15 protein-coding genes, 1 tRNA gene and 1 pseudogene are annotated in these 18137 nt (G+C 72.7%); 9 read left to right on the top strand and 8 right to left on the bottom strand.

Translation table 11 applies throughout. The features are described 5' to 3' along the window. Window positions 1-18: 18 nt before the first annotated feature. A complete protein-coding gene (gene gltX / locus ACFOX0_RS06955) occupies window positions 19-1428 on the bottom strand; it encodes a glutamate--tRNA ligase (protein ID WP_377542870.1) in 1410 nt (469 codons plus the stop codon). A 166-nt stretch (window positions 1429-1594) separates the two neighbouring features. On the opposite strand from gltX, the gene ACFOX0_RS06950 reads away from it, so the two are divergent. After that, window positions 1595-2326 carry an ArsB/NhaD family transporter gene (locus tag ACFOX0_RS06950; protein ID WP_377542868.1) on the top strand — a complete coding sequence of 244 codons (732 nt, stop codon included), beginning with the start codon at window positions 1595-1597 and terminating at the stop codon, window positions 2324-2326. A 60-nt stretch (window positions 2327-2386) separates the two neighbouring features. Here ACFOX0_RS06950 and ACFOX0_RS06945 read toward each other — a convergent pair whose 3' ends face one another. Continuing rightward, window positions 2387-3664, bottom strand: a complete 1278-nt coding sequence (locus ACFOX0_RS06945; protein ID WP_377542867.1) for an MFS transporter — start codon at window positions 3662-3664, stop codon at window positions 2387-2389. Continuing rightward, window positions 3661-5022 carry a GH1 family beta-glucosidase gene (locus ACFOX0_RS06940; RefSeq protein WP_377542865.1) on the bottom strand — a complete coding sequence of 454 codons (1362 nt, stop codon included), beginning with the start codon at window positions 5020-5022 and terminating at the stop codon, window positions 3661-3663. Before ACFOX0_RS06940 ends, ACFOX0_RS06945 begins: the two co-directional genes overlap by 4 nt. 133 nt (window positions 5023-5155) lie before the next feature. Here ACFOX0_RS06940 and ACFOX0_RS06935 point away from each other — a divergent pair. After that, window positions 5156-5596 (top strand): annotated as a pseudogene (locus tag ACFOX0_RS06935) (SRPBCC family protein); the annotation flags it as partial. Window positions 5597-5778: 182 nt separating this feature from the next. On the opposite strand, the gene aceE reads toward ACFOX0_RS06935, so the two are convergent. Further along, a complete protein-coding gene (gene aceE, locus ACFOX0_RS06930) occupies window positions 5779-8526 on the bottom strand; it encodes a pyruvate dehydrogenase (acetyl-transferring), homodimeric type (RefSeq protein WP_377542864.1) in 2748 nt (915 codons plus the stop codon). 184 nt (window positions 8527-8710) lie between these two features. Between aceE and ACFOX0_RS06925 the strand changes: the two genes are divergently transcribed. Further along, complete coding sequence (locus ACFOX0_RS06925; RefSeq protein WP_377542862.1) at window positions 8711-9115, top strand: YjbQ family protein; 405 nt, start codon at window positions 8711-8713, stop codon at window positions 9113-9115. Between the two features lie 71 nt (window positions 9116-9186). After that, on the top strand, window positions 9187-10800 hold the full coding sequence (locus tag ACFOX0_RS06920) for a DUF4139 domain-containing protein (protein WP_377542861.1): 1614 nt from the start codon (window positions 9187-9189) through the stop codon (window positions 10798-10800). Between the two features lie 26 nt (window positions 10801-10826). Here ACFOX0_RS06920 and ACFOX0_RS06915 read toward each other — a convergent pair whose 3' ends face one another. From ACFOX0_RS06915 to ACFOX0_RS06900, 4 genes are all read right to left on the bottom strand, one after another. Next, the gene (locus ACFOX0_RS06915; RefSeq protein ID WP_377542859.1) at window positions 10827-11624 is read right to left on the bottom strand and encodes an ABC transporter permease subunit; all 798 of its coding nucleotides are present in this window, start codon (window positions 11622-11624) and stop codon (window positions 10827-10829) included. Then, entirely contained in the window at window positions 11611-12525 is a 915-nt protein-coding gene (locus ACFOX0_RS06910; protein ID WP_377542857.1) for an ABC transporter ATP-binding protein, read from the bottom strand. Before ACFOX0_RS06910 ends, ACFOX0_RS06915 begins: the two co-directional genes overlap by 14 nt. Next, window positions 12518-12988, bottom strand: coding sequence for a GbsR/MarR family transcriptional regulator (locus tag ACFOX0_RS06905; RefSeq protein ID WP_377543109.1), 471 nt, complete (start codon window positions 12986-12988; stop codon window positions 12518-12520). Before ACFOX0_RS06905 ends, ACFOX0_RS06910 begins: the two co-directional genes overlap by 8 nt. Before the next feature lie 152 nt (window positions 12989-13140). Then, the gene (locus tag ACFOX0_RS06900) at window positions 13141-13275 is read right to left on the bottom strand and encodes a hypothetical protein (protein WP_377542856.1); all 135 of its coding nucleotides are present in this window, start codon (window positions 13273-13275) and stop codon (window positions 13141-13143) included. Window positions 13276-13373: 98 nt separating this feature from the next. On the opposite strand from ACFOX0_RS06900, the gene ACFOX0_RS06895 reads away from it, so the two are divergent. The 5 genes from ACFOX0_RS06895 (at window position 13374) to ACFOX0_RS06875 (ending at window position 18073) form a co-directional block, all read left to right on the top strand. Next, complete coding sequence (locus ACFOX0_RS06895; protein WP_377542854.1) at window positions 13374-13898, top strand: MarR family winged helix-turn-helix transcriptional regulator; 525 nt, start codon at window positions 13374-13376, stop codon at window positions 13896-13898. Window positions 13899-13924: 26 nt separating this feature from the next. Beyond that, window positions 13925-16753: a transketolase C-terminal domain-containing protein gene (locus ACFOX0_RS06890; RefSeq protein WP_377542853.1), complete on the top strand. Its 2829-nt coding sequence runs from the start codon at window positions 13925-13927 to the stop codon at window positions 16751-16753. Window positions 16754-16864: 111 nt separating this feature from the next. Beyond that, entirely contained in the window at window positions 16865-17302 is a 438-nt protein-coding gene (locus ACFOX0_RS06885; RefSeq protein ID WP_377542852.1) for a DUF3052 domain-containing protein, read from the top strand. 92 nt (window positions 17303-17394) lie between these two features. After that, a complete protein-coding gene (locus ACFOX0_RS06880; RefSeq protein ID WP_377542851.1) occupies window positions 17395-17859 on the top strand; it encodes a peroxiredoxin in 465 nt (154 codons plus the stop codon). Between the two features lie 139 nt (window positions 17860-17998). Continuing rightward, a tRNA-Val gene (locus ACFOX0_RS06875) sits at window positions 17999-18073 on the top strand. Window positions 18074-18137 lie beyond the last annotated feature (64 nt).

Here is an 18137-nt window from a genome sequence, read left to right as displayed (position 1 = left end):
GGGGCTGGGGCGGGGCGGTCAGGGCAGGCGGACCCGGGCCGCCCGCAGGCGGGCGAGCGTCCGCTCCCGACCGAGCACCTCCAGCGACTCGAACAGCGGCAGCCCCACCGTCCGGCCGGTCACCGCCACCCGTACCGGGGCCTGGGTCTTGCCGAGCTTCAACCCGCGCGCCGTGCCGACCTCCTCCAGTGCCGCCTTCAGCGGCGCGGCGGTCCAGTCGGCCAGCGCCTCGTACCCGGCGACGGCGGCGTCCAGCAACTCGCCCGCGCCATCCTTCATCGCCTTGGCCCAGGCCGCCTCGTCGATCAGCGGCGACTCCAGGAAGAGGAAGTCGACGTTCGGCACGATCTCGCCGAGCACCGCGATCCGGGTCTGCGCCAGCGGCGCGACCGCGGCGAACGCGGCCGGGTCGAACTCCTCCGGCCGCCACGGCGGCGGCGCGATGGTCTCCGTCCCGGTCAGCCACGGCTGGCAGGCGGCGACGAACTCCTCGACCGGCAGCGCGCGGATGTACTCGCCGTTGAAGGCCCGCAGCTTCTTCTCGTCGAAGAACGCCGGTGACGGGTTGACCTCGGACAGCCGGAACTCGTCCTCGATCACCGACCACGGGACGATCTCCCGGTCCCCGGACGGCGCCCAACCGAGCAGCATCAGGTAGTTGCGCATCGCGGCCGCGAGGTAACCCTCGTCCCGGTACGCCTCCAGGGCCACCTTGTCCCGGCGCTTGGACAGCTTCTGCCGCTTCTCGTTGACCACCACCGGCACGTGCGCCCAGACCGGGGGCTTCACCCCGAGCGCGTCCCACAGCAGCTGCTGCTTCGGGGTGTTCGGCAGGTGCTCCTCGGCCCGGATCACGTGGGTGATCCCCATGGTCATGTCGTCGACGACGTTGGCCAGCAGGAACACCGGTGACCCGTCGCCGCGGGCGATCACGAAGTCCTCGATCAGCTTGTTGTCGAAGGTCGGCTCGCCCCGGATCAGGTCGACCACCACCGTGGCACCCTCGTCGGGCGTACGGAACCGCAGCGCCCGCCCCTCGCCCGGGCCGAGGCTCCGGTCCCGGCAGAACCCGTCGTACCCCTTGTGCTGCGACCCGGTGCGGGCCTGCACCGCGTCCCGGGTGCAGTCGCAGTAGTAGGCGCGGCCGGACTCGTACAGCCGGGCGGCGGCGGCCCGGTGCTCGGCCGCGTTCTCCGACTGGAAGTGCGGCCCCTCGTAGCTGCCCCGCCGGATGCCGATCCAGTCCAGCGCGGACAGGATGCCCTCGGTCCACTCCGGGCGGTTCCGGGCGGCGTCGGTGTCCTCGATCCGCAGCACGAAGACGCCGCTCTGCTGCTTGGCGAAGATCCAGTTCTGCAGCGCCGAGCGGGCGCCGCCGACGTGGAACATTCCGGTCGGGGATGGGGCGAAGCGTACGCGTACCGTCACGGGGTCAAGCCTACGGGCGGCCCCGGGTGGGCTCGCCACCAGGTTTCCCCCCGGACCGGGGGTGGTGGACGTCGGGCGGGTCACGGTGTCGCGCCGCGCCGTGCGGGGTAGTCCGGGTCGGCGCGCGTGCGAGCCGCCGGGCCGCCGGCCGCGCCGGGGAGAGAGCGTGGATGCGGTGACGGTGGGGGAGCGGGAGGCGCCGCGTCCCGGCGTACGGCGGTGGTGGAGCCGGCTGGGCGGCTCGGACGTGCTGGCGCTCGGCCTGCTCGGGGTCGGGTTGCTGCTGCTCGCGGTGGGTCTGGTGCCCGAGCACGACGCGGCCGCCACGGTACGGCGGATCGCGCCGCTGCTGGTGTTCCTGTTCGCGGTGCTGATCCTGGCCGAGCTGGCCGCCCGGGCCGAGTTCTTCGACGTGCTGGCGGCCCGGATGGCCGGGCTGGCCCGGGGCAGCTACCCGGCACTGTTCGGGCTGAGCGTCGGGCTGGCCACGCTGACCACGCTCGTGCTGAACCTGGACACCACCGCCGTGCTGCTCACCCCGGTCATGATCGCCATGGCGGTCCGGGCCGGCATCGCTCCACTGCCGCTGGCCATGACCACGGTCTGGCTGGCCAACACGGCGAGCCTGCTGCTGCCGGTGTCCAACCTGACCAACCTGCTGGCCGCCGAGCGGGTCGGCCTGACCGTCCTGCGGTTCGCCGAGCGGATGGCGCTGCCGCAGGTCGCCGCGTTGCTGGCCACCGCCGCCCGCCTGTGGTTGCTGTACTGGCGCCCTGGGGCTCGTTGGCCACCCTGCTCTGGCTGGAACGCTGCCGCGCGGCCGACGTCCCCGTCCGCTGGCCCCGGTTCCTCTGGACCGGCGCCCTCACCGCCGCCGTCACCCTCACCGCCGCGGTAGCAGCCCTCACCCTGCTCGGCTGACCGGCGACCGCCCTGGTCAGGGGACGGTCCGCCGCGGTCAGGGGACGGTGCGGATCTTCAGGACCAGGACGCTGCCGAGGACGGTGACGGCGGCCGTGACCGCGTAGAGGGTGGGGTAGCCGCCCAGGTGGACGACGATGGGTGCGCTCAGGGCGGGGCCGAGGACCTGCGGGGCGGAGTTCGCGATGTTGATCACGCCGAGGTCCTTGCCCCGGTCGGTGGCCTGCGGCAGCACCTGGGTGATCAACGCGGCGTCGACGGCGAGGTAGACGCCGTACCCGGCGCCCAGCAGCAGCGCGGCGACCAGGGCGGCGGACCAGATCGGCCACACCGCCAGCAGGAGGGCCGCCACCGCCATGATCACCCCGGACCAGATGACGAAGACCCGGCGCCGGCCGGACCGGTCCGACAGCCGACCGGCGACCACGGCGGTGGTCATCATCCCGACCGTGTAGAGTAGGATCATCACCAGCAGCCCGCCCTCCGGGTCCGGGTACCGGACCTTGTCCTGCAGGAAGTAGAGCAGGTAGAGGGTGCCCAGGGCGTTGCCGATCTGAACCAGGAAGCGGGTCAGCCAGGCCCAGGCGAAGTCCGGGTGCGCCCGCGGGCTGATCCACATCCCGGTGATCAGCCCCCGGGCCCGCAGCGCCGGCCGGTGCGTACGCGGCAGTGGATCGTCGGCGGTGAACAGCGCGAACGGCAGGGCCAGCGCCAGCACCGCCACCGCGACGGCCAGGTAACCGGCGGCGTTGCCGCTGATCACGGCGGTGACCAGGACGGCGCCCAGCACCAGCCCGAGCGCCTGCGGGATGCCCACCCAACCGGACACCCCGCCGCGCTGGGTCACCGGGACCCGGTCCGGGATCGCCGAGCTGAGCGTGGCCAGCATGGCGTTGAAGCAGGTCTGGGCGGCGACCCAGCCGAGCGCGACGCCGAGGATGGTGTCCTGCCGGGCCAGCAGCACCAGGGCGACGGCGCCGAGCAGCGCGCCGCAGCACGTCCAGATGTGCCGCCGGCCCAGGTCCCGGCCGAACAGCCGCGGGGTGGTCCGGTCCGACAACGCGCCGGCCAGCGGGTTCACCACCACCGCGGCGAGCGCGCCGAGCCCGGTGACGACGGCCAGCATCGCCTCCTTGCCGGTCGGCTGGATCCGCTCGATCTGCTGCGGCAGCAGGATCTGGATGGGGGTGAAGAACGCCATCCAGACGCCGAGGTTGGCGCTGAAGATCAGCGCGATCCAGGCCGGTCGTACCTTGACGGTGGGCTCGGCCAGCGCGGCCGGCAGCGAGGCCGGCGTCGGGTCGAACGTCGTCATCGACGGCTGATCAGGTCGCGGTACCAGGCGTACGACGACTTGGGGGTGCGGACCTGGCTGTCGAAGTCCACGTGCACCAGGCCGAACCGTTTGGTCTGGCCCTCGGCCCACTCGAAGTTGTCCAGCAGCGACCAGACGAAGTAGCCGCGCACGTCGACCCCGTCGGCGACGGCCCGGTGCACGGCCCGCAGGTGGCCGTCCAGGTAGGCGATCCGCTCCGGGTCGGCGCAGCCGTCGTCGGCCGCGACCGTGTCGTCGTACGCGCAGCCGTTCTCGGTGATCTGGATCGGTGGCAGGTCGGCGCCGTACCGGTCGCGCAGCGTGGTGAGCAGCTCGTGCAACCCCTCCGGTACGACCGGCCAGTCGAACGCGGTGCGCGGGTAGCCGGTCAGCGGCACCATCTCGAACGGCAGCGGCCCGTCCGGTTCGGCGGGCGCGGCGATGCCGGTCGGGTTGTAGTAGTTCACCCCGAGCACGTCGATCGGGGCGGCGATCACCGCCAGGTCACCGTCCCGGACCAGGTCCGCCGCCCCGGCACCGGCCTCGGCGGGGTCCAGGCCCAGCCCGACGGGGTAGCCCCGGCCCAGCAGCGGGTCGGTGAACAGCCGGTTGTGCAGCGCGTCGTACGCCGCCGCGGCGGCCAGGTCGGCCTCGCCGGTGCCCTGCGGCCGGACCGGTGAGTAGTTGTTGGCGATCCCGACCGGGCTGCCGGTACGGGCGCGCAGCGCCGCCACCGCCAGCCCGTGGCCGAGCAGTTGGTGGTGTGCCGCTGGCACCGCGCCGAACAGCAGCGTCCGGCCCGGCGCGTGTTCGCCCGTGCCGTAGCCCAGGGTCATGTGGATGAACGGCTCGTTGAGGGTGAGCCACAGCTTGACCCGGTCGCCGAGTCGGCCGGCGGCCAGCTCGGCGTAGTCGGCGAACCGGTGCGCGGTGTCCCGGTTCAGCCAGCCGCCGACGTCCTCCAGCGCCTGCGGCAGGTCCCAGTGGAACAGCGTGGCCACCGGGTCGACGTCGCGTTCCAGCAGCGCGTCCACCAGCCGGTCGTAGAAGTCCAGGCCGGCCGGCTCGGCCGGTCCGGTGCCGGCCGGCTGGATCCGCGGCCAGGCGATCGAGAACCGGTACGCGCCGATGCCCAGCCCGGCCATCAGCGCGACGTCCTCGGCGTACCGGTGGTAGTGGTCGCAGGCGACGTCGCCGGTCGTGCCGTCGATGATCCGGCCGGGCTGGTGGGCGAAGGTGTCCCAGATCGACCGGCCGCGCCCGTCGGCGTCGACGCCACCCTCGATCTGGTACGAGGACGTGGCGACCCCCCAGGTGAAGCCGGGCGGGAAGGCGGGCAGCGGCGTACCGGGGCTCATCGGCGCTCCTCACACGTGAAGGGTGCTCGGACTGTAGTCCGCGCGGCGTGTCGCGGGGAAGGCCGGCCGCTATGTCCATTAAATGCACATAAGATCCCCTAAGTCAGTTGATGTCCTGAGTGGAGGGGGAGTGATGATCCTCGTTGAACGGAGCGCGTACGTCCGGGCGCCGATCGAGACGGTGTGGGAGGTGGTGCAGCGGGCCGAGCAGCTGCCCGCCTGGCTGGCCGGGGTCCGGCAGGCCGAGGTGCTGTCCGGCGATGGCTACGGCCGACGGCAGCGGGTGCTCGCGGCCCGGCGCGGTGCGGCCCACGAGGCGGAGGTGATCGTCTTCCAGCCGCCGACGCTGATCGGCTGGCGGGAACGGGCCAAGGGCGCCGGCGCCCGCGCCGAGGCGCGGACCGAGGTGTACGTGCAGCTGAGCGAGGAGCCGGACGGCACCTCCGCCCGGTTGATCGTGGTCCGGTGGCCGGCCGGCCGGGTCAGCGGCGCGCTGCTGCGGCTCGGCATGCGGAAGGTCGGCGCGGATCTGGAGACCTCGCTGTCCCGGCTCACCGACCTGGCGGCGGTCGACGCCGACGCGGCGGAGCCCGACCTCGCGACGGTCGGCGCCGGCCCGGCGGAGTCCGACCGACCGACGGCCGACGCCGACGACGGACTCAGCCTGCTGACCACGCGCTGACGGGCGGGCCGCACGTGGTCCGGAGTGGACCACGGCGACCCGCCCGTCGGGCGCTGCCGTTGCGAACCCGCCGCCTAGCTGTCGCCACCCGTCTCGCCGACCGGCGCGGCGGTGACGTCGTGGATCGCGTACTTCTCGGCCGCCTCGGCGGGCACCGTGGCCGGCACCTCGCCGCGCAGCGCCAACTGGCGCAGGGTGGCCACCGCGATCGACTCGGCGTCGACGTGGAAGTGCCGGCGCAGCGCGTGCCGGGTGTCCGACAGGCCGAACCCGTCGGTGCCGAGCGACGTGTAGTCACCCGGGATCCACCGGGAGATCAGGTCCGGCACCGCCCGCATCCAGTCGCTGACCGCCACGAACGGTCCGTCCGCGTCGGCCAGCTTGCTCCGTACGTACGGCACCCGCGGCTCGCTGCCCGGGTTGAGCAGGTTGTGCTCCTCGGCCTCGACCGCGTCCCGCCGCAGCTCGGTCCAGGAGGTCACCGACCACACGTCGGCGGCCACCCCCCAGTCCTGGGCCAGCAACTGCTGCGCCTTGAGCGCCCACTGCACCCCGGTGCCGGAGGCCAGGATGTTGGCCTTCGGCGCGTCCGACCGGTCCACCGACGGCGCCGGGGAGTACCGGTAGATGCCCTTGAGCAGGCCGTCCACGTCCAGGTCGGCCGGCTCGGCCGGCTGCTGGATCGGCTCGTTGTAGACGGTGAGGTAGTAGAAGACGTTCTCCTGCGCCTCGCCGTACATCCGGTGCAGGCCGTTCTCCACGATGTGCGCGATCTCGAACCCGAACGCCGGGTCGTACGCCACCACCGCCGGGTTGGTGGCCGCGATCAGGTGCGAGTGGCCGTCCTCGTGCTGCAGGCCCTCGCCGTTGAGCGTGGTCCGGCCGGCCGTGGCGCCGAGCAGGAAGCCCCGGGCCATCTGGTCGGCCGCGGCCCACAGCCCGTCGCCGGTGCGCTGGAACCCGAACATCGAGTAGAAGATGTAGACCGGGATCATCGGCTCGCCGTGCGTGGCGTACGCCGAGCCGGCCGCGGTGAACGAGGCCACCGAGCCGACCTCGTTGATCCCCTCGTGCAGGATCTGCCCGCTGGTGTCCTCCTTGTACGACAGGAAGAGATCCCGGTCGACCGCGGTGTAGTTCTGGCCGTGCGGCGAGTAGATCTTCTTGGTCGGGAAGAGCGAGTCCATCCCGAAGGTGCGCGCCTCGTCCGGGATGATCGGCACCCAGCGCTTGCCGAACTCCTTGTCCTTCATCAGGTCCTTGAGCAGCCGGACGAAGGCCATCGTGGTGGCCACCTTCTGCTTGCCGGAACCCTTCTTGACGTCGCCGAAGCGCTCGCTGTCCGGGATGGCCAGCGGGATCGTCTTCGCCTGCCGGGTCGGCAGGTAGCCGCCCAGCGCGGTGCGCCGCTCCTTCAGGTAGGCCATCTCGTCCGAGTTCTCGCCCGGGTGGTAGTACGGCGGCAGGTAGGGGTTGCTCTCCAGCGCCTCGTCCGGGATGTCCAGGAAGAGCCGGTCGCGGAAGGTCTTGAGGTCCTCCAGCGTCAGCTTCTTCATCTGGTGGGTGGCGTTGCGGCCCTCGAAGTGCGAGCCGAGGGTCCAGCCCTTGATCGTCTTGGCCAGGATGACGGTCGGCTGCCCGGTGTGCTCGGTCGCCGCCTTGTAGGCCGCGTAGAGCTTCCGGTAGTCGTGACCGCCCCGCTTGAGGTTCCAGATCTCGTCGTCGTTCAGGTGCTCGACCATCTTGCGGGTGCGCTGGTCGCGCCCGAAGAAGTGCTCCCGGACGTACGCGCCGGACTCCGCCTTGTAGGTCTGGTAGTCACCGTCCGGCGTGACGTTCATCAGGTTGACCAGCGCGCCGTCGGTGTCGGCCGCGAGCAGCGGGTCCCACTCCCGGCCCCAGACCACCTTGATCACGTTCCAGCCGGCGCCCCGGAAGAACGCCTCCAGCTCCTGGATCACCTTGCCGTTGCCCCGGACCGGGCCGTCCAGCCGCTGCAGGTTGCAGTTCACCACGAAGGTGAGGTTGTCCAGCTCCTCGCGGGCCGCCGCGCCGATCGCGCCCAGGGTCTCCGGCTCGTCCATCTCGCCGTCGCCCAGGAAGGCCCAGACGTGCTGGTCGGAGGTGTCCTTGATGCCCCGGTGCTGCAGGTACCGGTTGAACCGGGCCTGGTAGATCGCGTTGATCCCGCCGAGTCCCATCGAGACGGTGGGGAACTCCCAGAAGTCCGGCATCAGCCGCGGGTGCGGGTACGACGGAAGCGCGCCGCCCGGGTGCGACAGTTCCTGCCGGAACCCGTCGAGCTGGTGCTCGCTCAGCCGCCCCTCCAGGTAGGCGCGGGCGTACATGCCCGGCGACGCGTGACCCTGGTAGAAGATCTGGTCGCCGCCGCCGGGGTGGTTCTTGCCCCGGAAGAAGTGGTTGAAGCCCACCTCGTAGAGCGACGCCGAGCTGGCGTAGGTGGAGATGTGCCCGCCGACGCCGATCTCCGGCCGCTGCGCCCGGTGCACCAGCATGGCGGCATTCCACCGGATGTAGGCCCGGATCCGCCGCTCGACGTGCTCGTCACCCGGGAACCAGGGTTCCCGCTCCGGGGGGATGGTGTTGATGTAGTCGGTGGTCGTCAGCGGCGGCACCCCGACCTGACGCTCCCGAGCCCGTTCCAGCAGGCGCAGCATGACGTAGCGGGCGCGTTTGGCACCGCGCTCGTCGATGACGCCGTCCAGCGACTCGACCCATTCGGCGGTCTCGTCGGGGTCGATGTCCGGAAGCTGGCTCGGCAGGCCATCGCTGATCACCGGGCGCTTGCGCTCCGTTGCCACAGGCGTTCCCTCGGTTCTTCGTGTGGGATAGGTCTCTGCCCGCAATACTGCCCTCTCCGGTCGCTCCGCGTCATCTCTGTCGCCCTTGACGCGACGCGCGACACAGATACCAGCCGGTAACAACCTGCCTCCCGGCGCGCTCTGCTGATCACGGTGTTGAGCCGGTTGGGGCAGACTGGGACTTATGCGCAGTGAAGTGATCACCGTCCGGACCGGGTCTCGGCCGACCGTCCGGGACATCACCGCCGAGGCCCAGGGCTTCGTCGACGGTCAGGGCGACGGCCTGCTGCACGTCTTCGTCCCGCACGCCACGGCCGGCCTGGCGATCATCGAGACCGGTTCCGGCTCGGACGACGACCTGGTGACGGCGCTGGACGACCTGTTGCCCACCGACGAGCGGTGGCGGCACCGGCACGGCTCGCCGGGGCACGGCCGGGACCACGTCATGCCGGCCTTCGTCGCCCCGTACGCCACCCTGCCGGTGCTCGGTGGCCGGCTGGCCCTGGGCACCTGGCAGTCGATCTGCCTGGTCGACCCGAACGGCGACAACCCGACCCGCCAGGTCCGCTTCTCCTTCCTCCCGGGCTGACCGACCCGCCGCCCGGGCCGACCGACCAGGCCGGTACCCGCGGGTCGCGCCGGGTGGTTAGCCTCGCCGCCGTGGACACAGTGCAGATCGAGGCACCCGTCGTCGCGGTGACCGTCTATGTCGATCGGGCCCGGGTCACCCGTCGGGGCACCGTCACCCTGCCGGCGGGCCAGCACCGGGTGGGCATCGGGCCGCTCCCGCTGAGCCTGGACCGGGACTCGCTGCGGGTCGGCGGCAGCGGGCCGGCCACCGTGCTCGGCGTCGACGTGTCGACCCGGCACCAGCCGCGTACCACCGGGGAGCGGGTCGCGGACCTGGAGCGTCGCCGGCGGGCCGTCGCCGAGGAGGTGGCCGGGCTGGACGACGCGGACGCGGTCGAGCGGCAGCGCGGCGAGTTCCTGGCCCGGCTGGCCGAGCGGGCCGGCGGCACGTACGCCCGCGCGCTGGCCGCCGGGGAGGCGGCACCGGCCGACGTGGCCGCGTTCGCCGACGCGGTGGCGGGGCAACTGACCGACGGTCGGGCCCGGCAGCGCGAGCTGGCCCGGCGCCGGACCGAGGCGACTCAGGAACTGGCCGCCCTGGACCGGGAGATCCAGGCGGCGGCCGGCCGGCGCAACCCGGACCAGCTCACCGCCGAGGTCACGGTGGCCGTCGAGGCCGCGCCGGACGCCGCCGCCGAGGTCGAGCTGGAACTCACCTACCTGGTCACCGGGGCGAGCTGGCAACCCTCGTACGACCTGCGCCTGGTCGACGAGACGCTCACCCTGACCTGGTTCGGGATGGTCAGCCAGCGGACCGGCGAGGACTGGCCGGAATGCGATCTCCAGCTCTCCACCGCCCGTCCGGCGGTGGCCGCGCAGGTGCCCGAGCTGTCCCCCTGGTACCTGGACCGGGAGCGGCCGCCGCCGGTGCCGGCGGCGGCGCCCGCGATGGCGGCCTTCGGCGGCGGACCCGTCGACGAACCCGGTGGGCCCCCGCCGCCCGGTGCGACGCGGGGCACCCTGGGCCGGGCCGCCCGCCCGGCCGCGCCGGCGATGAAGCAGGGCGTCGCGGCCGTCGAGCAGGGCGTCGCCGCGGCCACCTACCGGCCGGCCCGGGCGGTCGCGGTGCCGGCGGACGGCACCGCGCACCGGACCACCGTCGCGGTGCTCGACCTGCCCGCCGCGCTGGACCACGTCACGGTCCCGGTCCGGTCGCCCGAGGTCCACCTGCGGGCCACCGTCCGGAACACCTCGACGCACAGCCTGCTGCCCGGCCCGGCGGCGGTCTTCCACGGCGGCGACTTCGTCGCCAACACCCGGCTCACGTCGTGGGCGCCGGGCGAGGAGACCGAGCTCGCCCTCGGCCTGGACGACCGGGTACGGGTGGAGCGCGAACTCGTCCGCCGCGGCGACACCCGGGCGGCGCTGGGATCCACCCGGCGCCGGGAGGTCGAGTACCGGACCACGGTGGCCAACCACACCCCGCGCCCGGCCACGGTCACCGTGCTCGACCAGTTGCCGGTCTCCCGCGACGAGAGCATCACCGTCCGGGAGACCCGCCTGGAGCCGCCCCCCACCGAACGCACCGACCTCGGCGAACTCACCTGGCGCCTGCCCCTGCCACCCGCCGCCACCGCCGAGATCACCCTCGCCTTCCGGGTGGATCTCCCCAAAAACACCCCCCTCACCGGCTGGCGCGAATAACCCACCCCCCGGGGTGGGGGCGGGGGCTAGGAGGTGAGGTCGCGGCGGGTGAAGGTCCAGGTGCCGGCGGCGACCAGGACGGCGGTGGTGGCCAGCAGGAGCAGGAGGCCGGTGGGCTGTGGGCCGTGCGCGAGCGGGTCGCCGCCCAGGTACCAGTGGAACGGGGAGAGCCGGCGGGTCCAGGCCAGCGCCTCGACCTGGGGCAGCACCGAGTTGGCCAGGTAGGCCAGCACGGCCACGCCGGCGCTGACCGCCAGGGTGAACGCCCGGCGGCCGGTGGCCGCGCCCAGCGCGAAGGCCAGCGCGGCGAAGGTCGTCCCGAACAGGGCCAGGTGCAGGCTCACCGCGGCGAACTCGGCGGGGGAGACCCCGGCGAAGTCCACCGGGCCGCTCAACCCGACCATGACCAGTCCCAGCAGCGCGGTGATCACCACGATGGCCACCGCCAGCGCGGCGAACCGGTGCAGCGCGAGCCGGGCCCGCCCGACCGGGTGCGCCAGCGTCAGGTCCAGCGTGCCGGCCTCCTCGTCGCCGGCCACCGCCCGGGTGCCGGCGGAGACCGCGAACACCACCAGCAGCAGCGGCACCAGCAGGCCGTACACGGCGCTGCCGAGATAACCGGCCGCGCTGGTCAGGTCGGTGTAGTTGAACGCCTCCATGACCCCCTTCGGGTACGCGGCCAGCGCCCGGGTCATCTCCGGGGTCTGGATGGTGGGCCAGAACGAGGCGTACATGGCGCCGACCGCCAGCACGGCGACGGTCCAGCCGAGCAGCGACCGGCGCGCGTCGAACAGGGCCTTGCCGAACGGGTCACGCGGCGACACGGTCGGCCTCCCGCCCGGCATAGTAGGTGAAGAAGAGTTCCTCCAGGTCGGGTTCCTCGGCCAGCAGACTGACCACGGTGTGCCCGGCCGCCGCCTTGACCAGGGCGTCGGCCCGGCCGGCCAACCGGCACCGCAGCGTACGACCGGCGTCCACGGTGACCTCGTCGACGCCGGGCAGCGCCGCGAACGTGCCCGGGTCGACCGGGTCCTCGAAGTGGATCTCCACCTGCCGTACCGCGCGTTCGCGCAACTGCTCGACCCGCTCCACCGCGATTAACCGGCCCTCGCGGACGATGCCGACCCGGTCGGCGGTCTGCTGCACCTCGCCCATCACGTGCGACGACATGAAGACGGTCTGCCCGGCGGCGCGGGCCTCGCGGACCAGGGCGACGAACTCCTGTTGCAGGAACGGATCCAGCCCGCTGGTCGGTTCGTCGAGGACGAGCAGCTCCGGTTCGTGCATGAAGGCCTGCACCACGCCCACCTTCTGCCGGTTGCCCTTGGACAGGCCCTTGATCCGCCGGCCCAGGTCCAGGCCGAGCCGGTCGGCCAGCTCCTCGATCCGCCGGCGGGGCACTCCGCCGCGCAGGTTCGCCAGGTAGCCGAGCAACTCGCGGGCGGTCTGCCGACCGTCGACCACGAAGTCCCCGGCCAGGTAGCCGATCCGGCGGCGCAGTGCCACCCCGCCGGCTCGTGGCTCGACGCCGAGCACGGTCACCCGGCCACCGGTCGGTCGGATCAGGTCCAGCAGGATCCGGATGGTGGTGGACTTGCCGGCGCCGTTCGGGCCGAGGAAGCCGTACACCTCGCCGGTGTCGACCCGCAGGTCCAGGCCGGCCAGGCCGCGGTTGCGCCCGTACGTCTTGACCAGGGCCTCGGTGCTGATGGCCGGTTCAGTCATCGTTCTCTCCCTTCGACGGGTACTCGGATCGGAACCGGGCGACGAGCTTCGGCAGCTCGCGCTCGAGGAAGGCGTAGAAGTCCCGGGTGACCCGCAGCCGATCGGCCCGCGAGGCGTCCTCGCCGCCGGCCAGCGTCACGCCGCGGTCCATCAGCTCGCGGAACCGCCGGAACTGGGTCGGATCGGCCGCCACCCGCATCATGGTGTCCGGCGCCACCTGGTACGCGTGGCCACGCCGGCCGGGAGCCGGCACCCGCCGGACCATCCCGACGTTTTCCAGCAGCCGCATGTTGGTGCTCACCGACCCCTTGGAGAGGCCGAGCTGCTCGACGAGCTGCCCGCTGGTCTGCGCCGCCGGTTCGCAGATCATCAACCAGCCGAACAGCTTTCCGGCGGCCGGTGGCAGGCCGAGACCGGCCATCAGCACACCGGCCTCCTCGGCGTACCGGCGCTCGGGTGACAGCTCGTCCAACGACTGTTCTCCTCAGATCGAAACGTTCAGTAAGTTCTGAACCCTAAGGTACACCGCGCCCCCGCCGAGGGGAAGGCCGGATGTCGCGCCGGACGCACGGAAGCCCCCGGCGAGGCCGGGGGCTTCCGTGGTGCGGGTTCGGGTCAGGCGGTCGCGGTGCTGAGCGCGGTGTGCCGGATCTTGTCGGCGAGCGCGTCGAGCAGGCCGCGCAGCAGCTCCTCGGTCGTCCCGTCGCGCAGCGTGCCGTCGATGTCGAGCTTCTCGTGCGCGTTGGTCACGATCACCTCGGGCTTCGCTCATTCCGCGAACCTGCTCCATCAATGACGAGCTCGATAGTAGAGCAGATAAACAATCTGCGGTGCGTATCATGGAGTACGTGACGCAACCCACTCCCATCCCGGGCGGACCGCCCGGACCGGATCGCACGGTTCTCGCCGGTGGCGTGGTGCGTCGACTCCTGCACCTCGCGGCAGCGATCCGGCACCACATGGACCTCGAACTGGCCGAACTCGGTCTCACCCCGGCCGTGGCCCGGGCGCTGGACGAGCTGGACCCCGATCAGCCGCTGCCCGCCCGGTCACTGGCCGCGCGGCTCAACTGCGACCGGTCCAACATCACCGCGCTGGTGGACAAGCTGGAGGATGCCGGCCTGGTCGAGCGCCGGCCCGACCCGACCGACCGCCGGCTCAAGGCCCTGGTGGTCACCGACGTGGGCCGGCGGATCCGCGCGCAGGTGCGCCGGATCCGGTCCGATTCCCGACTGCTCGCCGGCCTCACCGATGACCAGCTGGCCGCCCTGCACACCCTGATCTGGCAGGTCTCCGACGGCGGCTGCCCCGAGGAGTGCGGCACCGAACGGACCGCCGACCGCGACACACCGGGCGTGGCGAAACCGCTCTGAGTGGTCGCCGCGGGCACGAATCGGTAATGCTGTCCGACGTGACGACCCCTCAAGATCTCGACGAGCGGTTCCGGGAGGCGGTCGCCGGCCTGGTCGCGTCGACCACCCGTCGCCCGGCCGACGGCCCGGTCCGGGACGGCACAACGCTCACCGGGGCGCGCGCCCGGGCGCTGTTCGACGCCCAACTGACCAGCCGGCACCTGGACCTGGCCGCCCGCTGGCTGCGCAGCTTCGGTGAGGGGTACTACACGATCGGCTCGTCCGGGCACGAGGGCAACGCGGCCGTCGCCGCCGCACTGGCCGCCACCGACCCGGCCCTGCTGCACTACCGTTCCGGCGGCTTCTACTGCGCCCGCGCCGCCCAGGCCGCCCAGCCGCCACCCGGCCCCGACTCCGACCCGGCGGCCGGCTCGGGGTCGTCGGCCGGCTCCGGGTTGTCGGTCGATTCGGAAATCAGGGCCGGCTCCGGGGCAGCCGAACCCATCTCCCCGACTGGACCCGGCGGTCCGGTCGGACATGGGGATCCCACTCACCTCGACGACCCGGCCGGGCACGCGGTCCCGAACCGACCCGCCGTTCCGGGCGGCACCGCCGACCCGGACAGGCCTGCCGACCAGGCCGGCTCGTCCGAGCCGGCGGTGCCGGGCGCACCCGGTGGGTCGGCCGGGGTGCCGGAGAGGATCGACGGGCCGGGGGAACCGGGCGCTGCCGGGGCGGGGCCACCCGCGAACTCGTCCGAGTCGGCCGGAGTCGGTGTCCCGACGGATGATCCCGGTGGGCGGGCCGGTGCGCCGGACGTACCAGGGGAAGGGCCGGACCTCGACGGCGCGGGGGTGGCGGCGGAGCCGGCGGAGGTCGATCCGGCCCCCGAGCGGGCCGGGCTGGCCGCGCTCGGCGCGGCGGCCCGGGACGTGCTGCGCGGGATCGTCGCCTCGGCCGAGGAACCCATCGCCGGCGGCCGGCACAAGGTCTTCGGCAACGCGGACCTGGCGGTGATCCCGACCACCTCCACGGTCGCCTCGCACCTGCCCCGGGCGGTCGGCATCGGCTTCGCCATCGAACGGCAGCGCCGGCTGACCGGCGCGCCGGCACCGACCGCCGGCGGCGGGTCCGCGCCGCCGGCCACCGGGCCGTCGCCCTGGCCGGCCGATGCCATCGTGGTCTGCTCCTTCGGCGACGCCTCGGTCAACCACGCCAGCGCCACCGCCGCGCTGAACACCGCCGGCTGGTGCGACCACACCGGGCTGCGCGTCCCGGTGCTGTTCGTCTGCGAGGACAACGGCCTGGGCATCAGCGTCCGGTCGCCGGCCGGCTGGGTGGCGGCGGCGCTGCGGGCCAGGCCCGGACTGCGCTACTTCGCCGCCGACGGGTGCGACCTCGCCGAGACGTACGACGTGGCCACCGAGGCGGCCGCCTGGGTACGCCGGCACCGCCGTCCCGCGGTGCTGCACCTGACGACCGTACGGCTGATGGGTCATGCCGGTGCGGACGCCGAGCAGGCCTACCGGCCGGCCGCCGACATCGCCCGCGATCTGGCCCGTGACCCGGTGCTGGCGACCGCCCGGCTGCTGGTCGAGGCCGGGCTGGCCACCGCCGAGGAGTTGCTCGCCCGGTACGACGAGATCGGCTGGCAGGTCCGCAAGGTCGCCGAGGAGGTGCTCGGCGAGGCCAAGCTGGAGTCGGCGGCGGAGATCGTCGGGCCGCTCGCACCGCGCCGGCCGGTCCGGGTGTCCCGGGCCGTCGCGGCGGCCGGGGAGCGCGCGGTGGGCGCGGGTGCCGCGGCGCGGGCGGCGGCGTTCGGCGACCGGCTGCCCGAGCACGCCGGCCCGCTCACCCTGGCCCAGACGGTCAACGCGGCGCTGGCCGACGGGCTGCTGGAACACCCGACCATGGCCGTCTTCGGTGAGGACGTCGCGGCCAAGGGCGGGGTGTACGGGGTGACCAAGGGGCTGCGGGAGAAGTTCGGACCGTCCCGGGTCTTCGACACCCTGCTCGACGAGACGTCAATCCTCGGCCTCGGCCTCGGCGCCGGCCTGACCGGGATGCTCCCGGTGCCGGAGATCCAGTACCTGGCCTACCTGCACAACGCCGAGGACCAACTGCGCGGGGAGGCCGCGACGATGCGGTACTTCTCCCGGGGCGCCTATCGCAACCCGATGGTGCTGCGGGTGCCCGGCCTGGCCTACCAGGAGGGCTTCGGCGGGCACTTCCACAACGACAACTCGCTGGCCGTGCTGCGGGACGTACCCGGGTTGGTGCTCGCGGTGCCGGCCCGGGCCGACGACGCGGCGCCGATGTTGCGGACCTGCCTGGCCAGCGCGGCGGTGGACGGCTCGGTCTGCGTCGTCGTCGAACCGATCGCGCTCTACCACACGCACGACCTGTACGCCGACGGCGACGACGGCTGGCTGGCCCGGTACGTCGAACCGGCGGGCTGGGGCGACGTCCACGTGCCGATCGGCCGGGCCCGGACCTACCCGGTCGGCTCCGCCGAGGACATCACAATAATCACTTTCGGTAACGGTGTTCGCATGTCGCTGCGGGCGGCGGCCCGGCTGGCCGAGGAGGGCATCGGCAGCCGGGTGGTGGACCTGCGTTGGCTCGCGCCGCTGCCCCTGGCGGATCTCGTCCGGGAGGCCTCGGCCACCGGTCGGGTGCTGGTCGTGGACGAGACGAGGCGGTCCGGCGGGGTGGGCGAGGGTGTGCTGGCCGCACTGGTCGACGCCGGCTATGTCGGAGTTGCCCGCAGAGTTGCTTCTATAGACACATTCGTTCCTCTTGGTCCGGCCGCCCGGCAGGTACTCGTCTCCGAAGAGGCCATTACCCAGGGTGCTCAAACGCTGCTGGCACGGTAAATTGCCTTCCACCCGGTGTGCCACTTGCGCAGGCCGGCACAACTGTGTGGACTCTGCCTGTACGGTGTCGGCCCGACATCGGAGGCAGTTGAATTGAGGAGGCATGCGACAGTGAGCGCGACCGCTGGTCAGGCCGCCGACGGCGTACGGAGCCTGGCGGACCGGTTCGGCATCGAGCCGGGGATGGTCGTCATGGAGATGGGGTACGACGACGACGTCGACCAGGATCTCCGCGACGGCCTGACCGACCGCTGCGGGGAACTGGTCGACGAGGACACCGACGAGGTGGTCGACGCGGTGCTGGTCTGGTACCGGGACGGCGACGGTGACCTCTTCGAGCTTCTCGTGGACGCCCTCGGCCCGCTGGCCGACAACGGCGTGGTGTGGCTGCTGACCCCGAAGGCGGGTCGGGACGGGCACGTCGAACCGAGCGAGATCAGCGAGTCGGCGCCCACCGCCGGCCTGCAGCAGACGTCGACCGTCAACGCCGGCAAGGACTGGAGCGGCGCGCGCCTGGTGTTGCGCCGCGGCGCCCGCGGCAAGAAATAGGGGGACGGCGCCGGTCGGCCCGACCGGCGTCCGTGGCACGCTGGCTTCGGTGGCGGTGTCCCCGCCATCGAAGCGACTACCGAGGAGTTAGCATGCCGATCGAGGTTGGTGCCGAGGCACCGGACTTCGTACTCAAGGACCAGAACAACCAGGAGGTCCGGCTCTCGGACTTCCGGGGCACGCGCACCGTGCTGCTGGTGTTCTACCCGCTGGCGTTCACCGGGGTCTGCCAGGGCGAACTGTGCGAGGTACGGGACAACCTGAACGAGTACGTCAACGACGACGTCCAGGTGCTGACGGTCAGCGTCGACTCGGTCTACGCCCACAAGATCTGGGCCGACAAGGAGGGCTACCAGTTCCCGCTGCTGGCCGACTTCTGGCCGCACGGCGCGGTGGCCCAGGCGTACGGCGTCTTCAACGACGTCGCCGGCATCGCCAACCGGGGCACCTTCGTCATCGACAAGACCGGCGTGGTCCGCTTCGCCGAGATGAACATGCCCGGCGAGCCCCGCGACCAGCAGGCCTGGCGCAAGGCCCTGGCCGAGGCCACGGCCTGAACCGGCGCTCCCTTCTCATGATCGCGAAGAGTTCGGCCCGCTCCGGCCGGCCGAACTCTTCGCGATCACGGTGAGTTTCGGAGAACCACGGGTGGCAAGGTAAGCTGGCCGCCGCCGGAACCGCCCCGAGGGGCGTACCGGGCGCGTAGCTCAGCGGGAGAGCACTCGCCTTACAAGCGAGGGGTCGCAGGTTCGAAACCTGCCGCGCCCACCACGTACCACCAGCGGAAACGCTATCTTGAAGATCCGTTTCGGCCGCACTGACAGGCACGGTATGG

The organism is Micromonospora zhanjiangensis, from assembly GCF_042650605.1.
Taxonomy (GTDB): domain Bacteria; phylum Actinomycetota; class Actinomycetes; order Mycobacteriales; family Micromonosporaceae; genus Micromonospora_J; species Micromonospora_J zhanjiangensis.
This window is presented reverse-complemented; position numbering and strand designations above follow the sequence as displayed.

Bases quoted from the DNA above. Each gene is read 5' to 3' on its own strand.
- ACFOX0_RS06890 (WP_377542853.1), top strand. From the start codon at position 13,925: ATGCTGTCCGACGTGACGACCCCTCAAGATCTCGACGAGCGGTTCCGG.
- ACFOX0_RS06880 (WP_377542851.1), top strand. From the start codon at position 17,395: ATGCCGATCGAGGTTGGTGCCGAGGCACCGGACTTCGTACTCAAGGAC.
- ACFOX0_RS06910 (WP_377542857.1), bottom strand. From the start codon at position 12,525: ATGACTGAACCGGCCATCAGCACCGAGGCCCTGGTCAAGACGTACGGG.
- ACFOX0_RS06925 (WP_377542862.1), top strand. From the start codon at position 8,711: ATGCGCAGTGAAGTGATCACCGTCCGGACCGGGTCTCGGCCGACCGTC.
- ACFOX0_RS06940 (WP_377542865.1), bottom strand. From the start codon at position 5,022: ATGAGCCCCGGTACGCCGCTGCCCGCCTTCCCGCCCGGCTTCACCTGG.
- ACFOX0_RS06945 (WP_377542867.1), bottom strand. From the start codon at position 3,664: ATGACGACGTTCGACCCGACGCCGGCCTCGCTGCCGGCCGCGCTGGCC.